This is a genomic window from Nitrospirota bacterium (genome assembly GCA_040755395.1).
Taxonomy (GTDB): domain Bacteria; phylum Nitrospirota; class Nitrospiria; order Nitrospirales; family Nitrospiraceae; genus DATLZU01.
The window spans coordinates 270,269-283,710 of record JBFMAX010000001.1 but is presented as its reverse complement, the minus strand read 5'-3'; the positions used below and the strand labels follow the sequence as shown (position 1 = coordinate 283,710).

The following is a 13,442-nucleotide window of genomic DNA, read 5'->3' as shown; positions in this document are numbered from 1 at the left end:
TGGAGGTGTCAAGGCCTCACGGCGCGGATCCGCGCCGCCGATCGGATCGACGGGCATCCGGCCTGTCGCCCGCGTGCAGGGGACTGAAGGCACCGGGCCGACGTTCGCGCTGACAGCCGCGGTCAGCGGTCAAATGTGTTGACGGCGAGGCGGGGTCTGACGTAAGGTGTCGCCTTGGTGACCGGCTTCCAGGCCGGCGAGATCGCAACGTTCTTTAGCGCACATAACGGAGCTGGTACTGGATATGAAGATCTATCTCGCCAATCCCCGCGGGTTCTGCGCCGGCGTCGACCGGGCGATCGATATCGTCGATCTGTCTCTTAAGAAATACGGAGCACCCATATACGTGCGGCACGAGATCGTGCACAGCCGCCACGTGGTCAATTCGCTCCGGCAAAAAGGGGCTGTCTTCGTGGAAGAGCTGAGCGAAGTCCCGGAAGGGTCGGTGGTGATCTTCAGCGCTCACGGCGTGGCCAAGGAAGTGTGGAAGGAAGCCAACAGCCGCCGGCTCAAGGTGATCGATGCGACCTGTCCCTTGGTGATCAAAGTCCACAACGAGGTGAACCGGGATTATGCTCAAGGCTACGAGTTGATCCTGATCGGCCACGCTGGCCACCCAGAGGTCATCGGAACGCTTGGGCAGATTCCGGACAAGTTTCATCTGGTCTCGTCGGTGGAAGATGTCGAGAAGCTCCAGGTCGAAAATACACACCATCTTTCCTATGTCACGCAGACCACTCTCAGCGTGGACGAATGCCGTGACATCGTCGAGGCGCTGCATCGTCGGTTCCCCAACATCAAAGGGCCCCACCAAGAGGACATCTGTTACGCCACGCAAAACCGGCAGAACGCCGTCAAGGAACTGGCCAAGCTGGTGGACGTGATCCTGGTCATCGGATCGCCCAACAGCTCGAACTCCAACCGGCTGCGCGAATTGGGCGAGCACTGCGGGATTTCTTCCTATCTGATCGACTCGGCCGATGACATCGATCCGGAATGGCTCAAAGACGCCGAGGCGGTCGGCATCACGGCCGGCGCTTCAGCGCCGGAAGTCTTGGTGACCGAAGTCGTGGCCTATTTGAAGAACTACGGTCCCGCCGAGGTCGAGGACTTGACGGTGATCGAAGAGGATGTGGAATTTCTCCTGCCTAAAGAACTGGTGAGCGTCCATTCGATCTCCCGGCGCTCGAACGGCGGCTGACCGGTTCAGGTTCCCTGGCCCTCGACCTTTGACCGTCCACTACAAATAGTGGCGGGCTTTCTCTCCATCCACCCCATACGGTATTTCTGCTTTGATTTTCCACCTATGGCTGTGTTACAAGGGCCGAAACTCGCGGCTGACCGGGGTCGCCGGCAACGGGAGTGGTAGGGAGGTCTGCGGATGTACCTGAAGTCCTTGGAGATGGTCGGGTTTAAGTCGTTTGCCGAGGCCAAGATTCAATTTCCCAGCGGGATCACCGCCGTCGTCGGTCCCAATGGGGCCGGGAAAAGCAACGTGGTCGACGCCATCTTGTGGGTGTTGGGCGAGCAGAGCACCAAGACGCTCCGGAGCGAGCGGATGGAAGATGTCATCTTCAACGGGACCGAACTCCGGAAGCCGCTGGGGATGGCGGAAGTATCGCTGGTCATCGGCGGGCTCGGCGGCCTGGCGCCGGATGTGGTCGCCGGCCTGCCGGGCCGGCTGCACGAGTACCAGGAGCTGATGATCACGAGGCGACTCTATCGGAACGGCGAGAGCGAATATTTGATCAACAAGACGCCCTGTCGGCTTAAGGACATTCGGAGTCTTCTCCTGGACACCCGGGCCGGGTCAAAGGGGCATACGGTGATCGAACAGGGCCGGATCGATCAGATCTTGAACGCCTCGCCGCAGGATCGGCGCGAATTGATCGAGGAAACGGCCGGCATCGTCCGCTACAAAAAACAGAAAGCCGAGGCGCTCCGCAAGCTCGAGACGACCCAGCAGAACCTGCTGCGGGTGCGGGACATCATCGCGGAGGTGAAAAAACAGCTCAATTCCCTCGAACGGCAGGCGAGACAGGCGCGGTCCTTTCAAGCGCTCCAGCAAGAAGCACGGGCGTTGGAAATTCGACTCCTCGCCGACGAATATCGGACTCTGCGAGCCGGCCTGAACGTGATCGAGGAGGAGGTCGGCGGTCTGGAAGTCAGGGAGTCGGCGCAGACGGCCGAGCAAGCCCGGCTGAGCACCGAGTTGGAAACGGTCAAGCTCGGCGTGTTGGAGAGCGGAGAGGCGATCAATCGTCTCCGGGAAGCGTTGGGGCAGACGGAGCAGCAACAGGCGCGGGCGCTGGCGGCGGCGGAAGTGGAACAAAACCGGATCGGGCTATACGAACAGCAGCAAGCCCAGGCCGCTCACGAGATACAGCGGCTGGCCGAGGAGCAAAATCGCGCTTCGGCGGAAGCGGATCGGTTGCGCCTCACGCTTTCCGAATGCGATGCGGAAATAGCCGAGCGGACGGGCCGGCTTGCTGAGTTGGAAGCCGCCGTGCGGCAGGCGTCGGAGCAGCGATCGACGGTCGAATCGGAGGAAGAGCGGTTGCGGCAAGATATTTTGCAATTGACGGTCCGTGTGACCGGCGGGGAGCATGCGCTGACGCAGTTGGCGGAGCGGGAACGCGAGACAACTCGGCGCGCGGAACGGCTGACCGGCGAGCAGGTCGAGATCGATCGCGAGAGGACCGCGCTGCTGGAGAAAGCCCGAGGACTGCAGGCTCAAGGGCGAGAGAACGAAGACCGGCGGCTGGAGTTCCAACGCGCCCGCCAGGAAGCCGTCGCGGAAGCCGAGCGGGTGACGACGGAGCTGGCGGAGACGGAACAACTCCTCAGCCGGCGGCTGGAGGAGTTCACGGCGACCGATTCCCGGTTGCGGACTCTGGAAGGCGTCGTTCGGGAGGAGATGGGCTACGGGCGGCAGGGAGAGGAAGGCACCGCGCTCAGGACTTGCGAGGGCGTGCGAGAGGCGATCGTCGAATGGCTGGCGGTGCCCCAAGGACTCGATCGAGCGATCGAGGCGGTCCTGGGCGAGCGGGTGCGAGGCTGGCTCGTCGACCACCCGTCCGTTGCGTGCCGGGCCGTGGAGTTTCTCCGCCAAAAAGACCTCGGACGGGGCGCGTTTATTCCGCGGCAGCCGCGCTGGTCGGCGGACCGGGTTCACGCCTGGTGGCCGGCTCTCGCCGGAGAGCCGGGCGTGATCGGGCGGGCGCTCGACCTGGTCCAGGCGCCGGCCGGTTCCGCCGCGACCTGCGCGTGCCTGCTCGACGGCGTTGTCATCGTCGACGCGTTGGAGACGGCGGTCCGGGTATGGGAACGCCACCGGTGGGCCGCCCCCGACGGGCCGACGTTGGTCACCTTGGCCGGAGAGATCGTGGATGCGGCCGGTGTGATCACGGGCGGAGGAGCCGGTTCAGATACGGGCTTGTTGCAGCGCCGGCGGGAAGTCCGGCAACTCGCGGCCCGGCGCGAAGAATTGGTCGGCGCCGTCGAAACGATCCGCCGTCGGCGAGAGGACCTCGCTGCGCGACTGGCGGCTTTGCGCGACGATGAGCAGCGGCTGGCCGATGCGTTACGTGAAGCGGATATGCTGGCGCTGTCGCTGGTCAAAGACGAAGCGGGTCTGCGACAAAGCTTCGCCGAACTCGATCGGCGCGCCGAAGCGATCGCGGCCGAGCTTGAACGCGGGCGAGAGGAGCGACAGGGCATCGAGGCCGAGATCCGGTCGATGCACGAACGCCTGGCGCGCGACGTTCAGGACAAGGTGGAACAGGAGGCGGCGCTGGCCGGACTGAAAGCGAGGCTCGAAGAAATCGAGGAAGAGAGCCTGGCGTTGCAACACCGGCTCACCGACGCGCGTTTGGCGGTGGAAGGATTGCGCGCGCGCCGAGCCCATGCGGAAACCGATTTGGCCCGGCTTCTGGATCGGCAGGAGGCGGCGAAAATTCACCGGTCGGCGCTCGATCAACAGGTCGCGGAGTTGGAGGCGTCGCGGCAACAGAGCCGGCGGGAGTGCGAACGGCAGGACGCGTTGTGCCAGGAACTGGGACGGGCTGTGAGCCGGATCAAAGCCGAGTTGATCGCGGCGCAGGAGCGTCAGGCCGAGGAAATGGGCGCGGCCCGGCGCCTCGAACAGGCGTTGGCCGAGGTCCGGCAGGCGCTCGCATCCATCCGGGAATTACGGATGACGGCGGAGGTCCGGCGCGCCGAACTGAAAACGCAGCTTGCAGCCGTGGAGAGCACGCTGATCGGCACCTATCAGCTCGCGCCCGCGTCGGTGCTCGAGTGCCGGGAAGCGGGAGGCGACGAATCCGGGTCCGTTCCCACGGCAGGCGAACCCCCTGCGGCCACGGCTGAAGAACGGCGGCAGCAATTGCAGAAAATCCGCGATCGCCTGGATCGGATGGGGCCCATCAATCTTGCCGCCATCGAGGAGCACCGGGAGTTGGAGGAGCGCTATCGTTTTCTCACGGAGCAGGAACAGGATCTTTCCAACTCCATCGGCTCGCTCAAGCAGATCATCCACCGGATCAATCGCACGACGAAAGACATGTTCCTGGCTACGTTCAATGAGCTGCAGGAGAAGTTCGGCGAGGTCTTCGCGCAGTTCTTCCCCGGGGGCCGCGCGGAGCTGGTCTTGGTGGACGAACCGCCGCCGGAAGGGGCCGAGCCGGGAACGAACCAGGAGCCGGGCGTGGACATCGTCGCGCAGCCGCCGGGGAAACGACTGAAGAGCATCACGATGCTGTCGGGCGGAGAGAAGACGTTGACGGCCATGGCGTTGCTGTTCGCGAGCTTCCTCATCCGGCCGACGCCATTCTGCATTCTGGACGAGATCGACGCGCCGTTGGACGAAGAAAACATCGGGCGTTTCACGGTCGTACTGGAGGAATTGGCTCGGACCGCCCAGTTCATCGTGATCACGCACAATAAACGCACGATGTCGGTGGCCGATTCCCTGTTCGGCGTGACCATGGAAGAGCCGGGCGTCTCCAAGCTGGTCTCCGTCCGCCTGGCCGATCTGCAGCCGGCCTGACCGCTATCCGCCGAGAGAGGCGGAAAAAGCTCGTAGTTCAGGGCAGTTCCGAGTCCCTTCGCTTGACTTCGTGTAGCTTGTTTGTTATAAGCCGCTGGATGACGGGTGCGCCGACCTGTCCGGCTTCTTCTGCCGCTGCTTGGTAGGTTGATCCTGTAGTTCGCTTTCTTCCTGCCATCTCCGTCGTTCCAAGGACAGTATGGGACTGATTCGGGCATTGCTCAATCGCCTCTCTGACAGCTTGTTCGCCGCCGTACCTGGGAGGCTCAAAACGGCGGGCGATCGTTCCAGAGGACCGGCGCTCCGGCTGGTGTCCGACAAGTCCGGCGCGACCTCGACCGATGCGACGATGCGCCGTTCATCCGGCCAGACATTCAGCCAACTCGACTCGATCGACGAAGCGATCCGCCGCAGTCAAGCCTGGTTCCTCGCCCGCCAGCATGCCGCCGACGGCTTCTGGGTGGCGGAGCTCGAAGCCGACACGACGCTCACCTCGGAATACATCATGTTGCGGCGCTTCCTAGGCGTCGTGGACCCGGAACGCGAACGCAAGGCCGTCCGGTACTTGAAAGCCGCCCAATTGCCCGGCGGCGGCTGGCCGATCTACTACGGCGGCCCGCCCGACATCAGCGCCTCCGTCAAGGCCTACTTTGCGCTGAAATTATGCGGCGTGCCCGCCAACGACCCGTGCCTGGTCCGTGCGCGGGCATGCATTCTCGCGCTCGGGGGCGTGGTCGCGGCCAACGTGTTCACGAAAATCGCCCTCGCGCTCTTCGATCAATACGACTGGCGGGGCATTCCGAGCATGCCGCCGGAGATCATGCTGCTCCCCAAGCGGTTCTACTTCAGTGTTTACGCGATTTCGTATTGGTCGCGCGCCGTGTTGATTCCCCTGCTGATCGTGTTCGCGCACCGGCCGGTTTGCCGGATTCCGGCCGAGCAGGGCCTCGACGAGTTGTATACGACGCCGCGCCATCTCATCGACTATCGGGACGTCCCCCCGCTCAAGAAAGATGCGGCCTGGTTTACCTGGCGGAACGTCTTCATCACGCTGGATGCCGTGCTGAAGCTCTATGATCGCCTGCCGATCGCGTGGTTGCGTCAGAAGGCGTTGCAAAAAGCGGCCGACTGGATGCTGGCCCATATCCAGGGCAGCGGCGGGCTCGGCGCAATCTACCCGGCCATGGCCAACTCCGTCGTGGCGCTGCACTGCCTGGGGCGCGACGTTGACGATCCTCTGGTGGTCAAAGCCCTGCGGGAAATTGAAGAGCTCGAAGTCTACGACACCGTGAGCGAGAACGGAGAGCGGGTCGAAGCGTTGCATTTGCAGCCCTGTTTCTCGCCGGTGTGGGATACCTCGCTGTTGATGAACGCCTTGGTCGAGGCCGGGCTGCCGCAGGACCATCCGTCCTTGCAGAAGGCCGCCGCCTGGCTGATGGCCCGCCAGACCAGGATGGCGGGAGACTGGCAGGTCTCCTCGCCTCAGGCCGAACCGGGCGGCTGGTATTTTCAATTTGAGAACGAGCTGTATCCCGACGTGGATGATTCCGCCGTGGTGATCATGGCGCTCTCCAAACTGCGTATGGCGGACGAAGCGAGGCAGAGGGAGTCGATTCGTCGCGGCTACCGCTGGGTCATGGCCATGCAGGGATCCGACGGGGGATGGGGGGCCTACGACAAGGACAACAACCGCATCGTGTTCAACTACATTCCATTCGCCGATCACCGGGCGCTGCTCGATCCCAGCACGGCGGATTTGGCGGGCCGCTGCCTGGAAATGCTGGGCACGCTCGGCTATGACAGAAGCCATCCGGCGGCGGCGCCGGCCTTGGAGTTCTTGAGGCGGGAACAGGAGCCGGACGGCAGTTGGTACGGCCGGTGGGGCGTCAACTATATCTACGGCACGTGGTCCGTGCTGGCCGGTTTACGGGCGATCGGAGAGGACCTCACGGCTTCCTATATCCGCCGCGCAGTGGCCTGGTTGGAATCGAAACAGAACCCGGACGGCGGATGGGGTGAATCCTGCCTCTCCTATGCCGATCCCGCGTACAGCGGAAAAGGGGACAGCACGCCGTCGCAGACCGCCTGGGCGCTGATGGCGTTGATGGCCGCCGGCGCAACCGATTCATTCAGTGTGGTGCGGGGAATCAACTACCTCATTCGGCAGCAGCTCAAAGACGGTTCATGGGAGGAGATCCGCCACACGGGCACCGGATTCCCTCGCGTGTTCTATCTCCGTTACCACTGGTACTGCCAGTATTTCCCGTTCTGGGCCCTTGCCATGTACCGCAATCTCAGAACCCGCGGTCGCACGAGGGCCGACGAATTGCGCCAACACGCTCGCGAGACAGGACGCTTTCGGTTTGAATAGTCCGGATCCCCGGGAGGCCGATTGAAGCAGGTCGGCGTGTTCGTCGCAACCCGGTGGGAGTTTAACGCGGTTCGGGAGGCCGTCGCTGTTGACAAGCAGGAGCGAACGGGAGCCTTCCACGGTGTCGTGGGACGACGAGGCGGTGTTCGGGTACGACTCATCCAAACGGGCGTGGGGATCGATCAAGCCGGCGCCGCCAGTCGGGAGGCGCTGGCGGCGTATCCGTTCGAGTTGGTCATCTCGGCCGGGTTCGCTTGTGCCTTGTCCTCCGCGCGGGTCGGTGACCTGTTGATCGGGACCGATGTGATCCTGCACGGTGGAGCCCGGTCTTCCCCTCTTTCCTCCTCATCCTTCGTCTGTTCGAGCGACTACCGTGACATGGCCTTGCAAGCGGCGCGGGAGGTCGCACCGACGTCTCGCTCCGGGCGATTTGTCACCGTGTCCCGCGTATTGTGGCGCGCCGAACACAAGCGGGAGGTCGCGGCGGCCACCGGCGGGGTCGCGTCGGATATGGAAAGTGCAGCGATCGCCGAGTCGGCTCACTTGCGCCGGGTGCCCTTCATGATCGCCCGGGCCGCGTCTGACCTTGTGGACGAGGATCTTCCGCTCGACTTCAATCTGTTCCTGCGGCCGGCCGGTTGGCTTCGCGGCTTCGCGATGGTGATGGCCCATCCGTCGAGTCTCGCGGGCCTTCATCGACTGCGGACGCAGAGCGCCGAGGCGGCGGCGCGGTTGACGGTCTTCTATGGCAAGTTTTTCGACGCGCTTCGGGAGTAGCCGCACGACGGCAGGACAGCGAGGCATCCGCTAATGGCGCAGGCGATCGAGAAAATCGGGCGGACCACGCTTTTCATTGTGCAGGAGATGGGGCGTATGCTGCTGTTTGTCCTCGCCTCGTTCGCGTGGCTCGCGCGGCCGCCGTTCCGCCTGTTCCAGATCGTCAAACAGCTCCACTTTATCGGGTACAAATCGACGTTCGTGGTGGTGCTTACGGCCGCCTTTACCGGCATGGTGCTGGGCTTGCAAGGCTACTACACGCTCCGAAAGTTCGGATCGGAGGCCTTGTTGGGATCGGCCGTCGCGCTGAGCATGATCCGGGAATTGGGGCCGGTGCTGGCGTCCCTGATGGTGACGGCGCGGGCCGGGTCCGCCATGACCGCCGAGATCGGGATCATGCGCATCACCGAACAGATCGACGCCCTCGACACGATGGCCATCAATCCGCTGCAGTACCTGATCGCGCCGAAACTGGTGGCGGGACTGATCGGGGTGCCGTTGCTCGTGGCGATCTTCGACGTGGTGGGGATCTACGGCGGCTATCTGGTCGGGGTCGAACTGCTGGGCGTGAACGAAGGCTCGTATTGGAGTTCGATCGAGTCGGCGGTGGAATGGAAAGATGTCTACGGCGGGATTCTGAAATCGATCAGTTTCGGGCTGATCGTCAGTTGGGTCTGCTGTTATAAAGGGTTTTATACGAGGATGAGCGCCGAGGGGCTCGGCCGGGCGACCACCGAAGCCGTGGTCCTGTCGTCCGTGCTGATTCTGGTCTGGGATTATTTCCTCACGTCGGTGCTCCTATAGGTGTGCTGACAGCTAATAGCGAGCAGCTAATAGCCGGGGTTCCGGATGCCCCGCTGCTTGCTACCGGATATGAGCGATTCGTTGCCCATGATTAAACTCATCGGCGTTGAAAAAACCCTCGGCGGTCAACCGGTCCTGCGGGGCGTCGATCTGGACGTTCCCAAGGGCAAGCTGACGACGATCATCGGGCGGAGCGGCGAGGGGAAAAGCGTCCTGCTCAAGCATATGATCGGCCTGCTCCAACCCGATCGCGGCGAGGTCTGGGTCGACGGCGTGGAGATCTCGCGGTTGCGCGGGAAGGCGCTCAACGAGGTGCGCAAGCGATTCGCCATGCTGTTCCAGGGCGCGGCGCTCTTCGATTCCTTGACGGTGTTTGAGAACGTCGCGTTTCCGCTCCGGGAAAAACTGCGGCTGAAAGGTCCGGATGTGACCCGCCGGGTCAATGAAAAGCTCGAGCAGGTGGGCCTGGCCGGCATGGGACACAAGTATCCGGCTGAATTGAGCGGCGGGATGAAAAAACGGGCGGGCTTGGCGAGGGCCTTGGTGATGGAGCCGGAAATTATCCTGTTCGACGAACCGACGACCGGGCTCGATCCACTCATGGCGAAACAGATTCACGACTTGATCACCGGCATGCAACGGACCTTTGGGTTTACGGCGGTGATGGTCAGTCACGAGATTCCGGAGATCTTCGGCATTTCCGACTGGGTGGCGATGCTGAAGGAGGGCAAGATCGCGGCCATGGCGCCCGCAGCCGAGTTTCAGCGCATTGAGGACCCGGGCATTCGCGAGTTTATTTCCGTCGGCGGGATCGTATCGTTAAACGTGAATCGTTAAACGTGACTGGTCTGTTGCTGGCCCAGATTGACCGCGGTGAACGATTTGCAAGGAGCAGCTAACGAGGCCAAGACATGGATAAAGCCAAATTAGAACTGGTCGTCGGCGTTTTCGTGTTGATTGGGATCACCTGCCTGGCGTATCTCTCGATCAAGTTGGGCAAGCTGGAAGTGATCGGGGGGCAGAACTACACGGTCTTCGCAGAATTCACCTCCGCCTCGGGCTTGAAGAACGGCGCATCGGTGGAAATCGCTGGCGTCGAGGTGGGCCGGGTGAAAGACATCGCCCTCAAAGACAACCGGGCTCTGGTGGCTCTTGCGATCAACGACGGGGTTACGCTCTACACCGACACGATCGCGTCGATCAAGACGCGCGGCATCATCGGGGAGAAATTCATGGCGCTGTCCCCCGGCGGCGGCGGAGAGCCGCTCAAGCCGGGGGAGACGATCCGGGACACCGAGTCCGGGCTCGACCTGGAGGAACTGGTCAGCCAATTCGTGCATGGCAACGTGAAATAACGGGGGGAGCGATGGAGCGGAGACAGATCAGGGCGTGTCCGAGGACATGGTGGGGGTTGGGGTGGTCGGCTGGACGGCCTGCGGTTGTCTTGATCGCCGTGTTGGCTGCCTTGGTCGGCCTGATGGGGAGCGTCAGATCCGCTTGGGCCGGCGGTGCCACCGACGCCGTGAAAAGTACGATCGACGAAGTGCTGCGCATTCTCCGCGACAAGGATCTCAAGAAACCGGAACGGGCCGAAGAACGGAGACGCCTGCTCGAGAAGGTCGTCGGCGACCGATTCAATTATGAAGAGATGTCGAAACGGTCGCTGGGCGCGCCGTGGCATCAACTCAGCGAACAGGAGCGGCAGGAGTTCGTGCAGCTCTTCCGGACCCTGCTCACCAATTCTTACGCCGACAAGATCGAGAGCTATTCGGGCGAGCCGGTGCAGTACGTGAACGAGCGCACGGAGAAAGACTTCGCCGAAGTCCGGACGAAGATCGTGTCCGGTAAGGCGGAGATTCCGCTGGATTACCGGCTGCTGAACAGGAACGGCGAGTGGCGCGTCTATGACGTGGTCATCGACGGTGTCAGCCTGGTCAATAACTATCGAGGGCAGTTCGCCAAGATCATCCGTTCGTCTTCCTATGCCGACCTCGTCGAGCAACTCCGCAAAAAGTCCGACAAGATCAAGGCTCCCTGAGCCGTTCCTCCGACCCCATGCCCCCGATGCATCGACTTCTCGCCTTGGTCCTGCTCGTGCTCGGGGGGGCTGCCTTCCCCTTCCCGCCGCGGTCGGCCGTTGCAGAGACCCAGTATTTTCCGATTCCCTCCGTGTCCACCACCAGAAACGACGGCAACGATGTCGGCCTGATCGTGCCGATTCTCGTGACCGAACCCGACGGCGAATTGAAGTATCTCGTGGCGCCGATGGTGATCCGCAACTCGATCGTCGGGGTCCGGGGCGCGCTCAATATCTTTCGTTACGAACCGGGCGGCCGGGAGATGCGGTTCATCGCCTCGTTCACGGAGCTGATCGAGCGGAAGCTCCTGTTCAGCTACACGGACCCGGCCTTCAGCCACGGGCGGTACGCGCTCAGCTACGGAGGAACCTTTTTCAAAAATGCGACCGCGCGGTTTTGGGGGATCGGACAAACGACGGTCGAAGGCAACGAGACGAACTACACGGCGCGGGAAGGCCGGGCCTGGTGGAAGTTCGGCCTCCATGCCAACGAGGTGACGCAGATCGCCGTCGGCCAGCGGTTCAGAGACGTGAGTCTTCAGCGCGGCGGGACCGATCTGCCGTTCACCGTGGATCGCTTTCCGAATGTCGACGGCGTCCGAGGCGCGACGATCCTGGGGCATCGGGTCACTTTCCATTACGACACGCGCGACAGTTTGGTCACGCCGACCGACGGCATGCAAGTGACCGCCTATGCCGAACTGAACCAGAATCTTCGCAACGGCGACCATCCCGTGTTCTCCCGGTACGAAATTGAAGTCAAGAAGCTGTTCCCCAGCGAATCCAAGCGGGCGATCCTCGTCGTGCGCGCGGATCTGCAGGCGACGTTGGGCAGCGAGGTGCCGTTCTACGAGCAGAGTTCGCTGGGCGGGCAGAACAACCTGCGGGGGTTCGGGGTGGATCGGTTCATCGACAAGCATCTCGTGGCGGTCAGTGTCGAGGAACGCATCCACGTGATGCGGACCAAGATGTTCGGCGTCACTGCGGACTTCGAGGTCGCACCGTTCCTGGACACGGGCCAGGTGTTCGAAAACTATAAGGACGTCAGTTTTAAGGATTATCGGATGACTCCAGGAATCGGCTTCCGCGGATTGGTGCGGCCCAATGTGGTCGGCCGTGTCGATTACGGCTACAGCCGCGAAGGAGGAGCGGTGTTCGCCGGATTGGATTTCCCTTACTGACGGTCGATCGGTGGCGTGCGCGATGCCCGGACAAGTCCGTTGGCCGTTCGTCCTTGCTCTGCTGATCTGGTCGCTCTGCGCAGGGCAGGCCGCGGCGTTGGCGGAAGGCTTCGGGCCGTTGCCCGTGCGGAATTTTCAGCCGATACAGCTTCTCTTCCTGGGCATGCCGGGCGACCGCGCCGAGGTGCTCAAGAAAGGTCGGCTGGATGTGCGGGTCGAACTGGCCGAGACCAGCACCATTTTCAACGAGCACACGGCGCAGGCGAGCGCGGTCATGAAATTCGAGCAACTCCGATCCGGTCTGTTCCTGCGGTATGGGCTGACCGATCGGTTGGAAGTCGGCATGGAAGTGCCGGCGCTCTATCGGTATCGCGGGTTCATGGAAGGCGTCATTACGGCGACCGAACGGGCGACCACGGGCCTGAGCCCGGCTCGGGCGGCGTTGAAGGACACCGGATTTGCGTACAACCTCTCGGCGGCGGGGCGGAGGCGTTTTTCAGGAACCGACGGAGACCTTGGGCTGGGAGACATTACCCTGCTCGGCAAGTACCAGTTTCTGTCGCAGCGCGCTTCGCTCCCGGCCGTTTCGTTGCGATTGGCGGTCAAGGTGCCCTCGGGAGACCAGGGCAAATTCTTCGGCAGCGGACATCCGGACGTGGGGATCGGGCTCGCGGTGGAAAGGACGGTGGCCGGACGATGGATCCTGTACGGCAACGTCAACGGCATCTTTCCGACCGGCCAGGTGGGCGGCTTCGCGCTGCGGCCGTTCATGTCGGGGATCGCGGCGGTCGAATACCTCTGGTCGAAAACTCTCTCGTTCACCGCCCAGTTCGATTATTATTCCACGCCGTTTGACGGGGCCGGCCTCAAACCGCTGGATCGCGGGGTCACCGAGTCGGCGGTCGGCTTCAATTATCGGCTCAGGTCGAATGTGCTCTGGCAGGTCTACGGCGTGGAGAATTTGGATTTTATTCGAGACAGCGCAGCGGATTTTACGCTCTCGACCGTGATCACGTATCGATTTGATCATGGGCGGTAACGCTCGTCTCTGCGGAGCTCCGGGTGAATTGCTTGACAAGAGCGGAAATCTGTGTGAGACTACGCCGCGGGTTACCTGAAATCCCTAAGAACTTGCTACTCTCGAAGCTCCTGTCCACACCGCTTCCCTAGAGACCGGGCGGTTAC

At 62.6% G+C, this 13,442-nt stretch carries 10 protein-coding genes; all 10 read left to right on the top strand.

Annotation, left to right across the window (positions count from 1 at the left end):
• Nucleotides 1-244 precede the first annotated feature (244 nt).
• The 10 genes from ispH to AB1555_01395 all read left to right on the top strand — a co-directional run bounded on the left by ispH (nt 245) and on the right by AB1555_01395 (nt 13,296).
• Entirely contained in the window at nt 245-1,201 is a 957-nt protein-coding gene (gene ispH, locus AB1555_01440; protein ID MEW6245352.1) for a 4-hydroxy-3-methylbut-2-enyl diphosphate reductase, read from the top strand.
• Between the two features lie 180 nt (nt 1,202-1,381).
• Nucleotides 1,382-5,047, top strand: coding sequence for a chromosome segregation protein SMC (gene smc, locus AB1555_01435; protein ID MEW6245351.1), 3,666 nt, complete (start codon nt 1,382-1,384; stop codon nt 5,045-5,047).
• A gap of 199 nt (nt 5,048-5,246) precedes the next feature.
• On the top strand, nt 5,247-7,418 hold the full coding sequence (gene shc / locus AB1555_01430; protein MEW6245350.1) for a squalene--hopene cyclase: 2,172 nt from the start codon (nt 5,247-5,249) through the stop codon (nt 7,416-7,418).
• A gap of 21 nt (nt 7,419-7,439) precedes the next feature.
• On the top strand, nt 7,440-8,195 hold the full coding sequence (locus tag AB1555_01425) for a hypothetical protein (protein ID MEW6245349.1): 756 nt from the start codon (nt 7,440-7,442) through the stop codon (nt 8,193-8,195).
• Nucleotides 8,196-8,228: 33 nt separating this feature from the next.
• Nucleotides 8,229-8,999 carry an MlaE family lipid ABC transporter permease subunit gene (locus tag AB1555_01420; protein MEW6245348.1) on the top strand — a complete coding sequence of 257 codons (771 nt, stop codon included), beginning with the start codon at nt 8,229-8,231 and terminating at the stop codon, nt 8,997-8,999.
• Between the two features lie 87 nt (nt 9,000-9,086).
• Complete coding sequence (locus AB1555_01415) at nt 9,087-9,836, top strand: ABC transporter ATP-binding protein (GenBank protein ID MEW6245347.1); 750 nt, start codon at nt 9,087-9,089, stop codon at nt 9,834-9,836.
• 74 nt (nt 9,837-9,910) lie between these two features.
• Nucleotides 9,911-10,354, top strand: coding sequence for an outer membrane lipid asymmetry maintenance protein MlaD (mlaD, locus tag AB1555_01410; protein MEW6245346.1), 444 nt, complete (start codon nt 9,911-9,913; stop codon nt 10,352-10,354).
• A gap of 11 nt (nt 10,355-10,365) precedes the next feature.
• The gene (locus AB1555_01405; protein MEW6245345.1) at nt 10,366-11,037 is read left to right on the top strand and encodes an ABC transporter substrate-binding protein; all 672 of its coding nucleotides are present in this window, start codon (nt 10,366-10,368) and stop codon (nt 11,035-11,037) included.
• A gap of 26 nt (nt 11,038-11,063) precedes the next feature.
• Nucleotides 11,064-12,257, top strand: a complete 1,194-nt coding sequence (locus AB1555_01400; GenBank protein ID MEW6245344.1) for a BamA/TamA family outer membrane protein — start codon at nt 11,064-11,066, stop codon at nt 12,255-12,257.
• 22 nt (nt 12,258-12,279) lie between these two features.
• On the top strand, nt 12,280-13,296 hold the full coding sequence (locus tag AB1555_01395) for a DUF3187 family protein (GenBank protein ID MEW6245343.1): 1,017 nt from the start codon (nt 12,280-12,282) through the stop codon (nt 13,294-13,296).
• Nucleotides 13,297-13,442 lie beyond the last annotated feature (146 nt).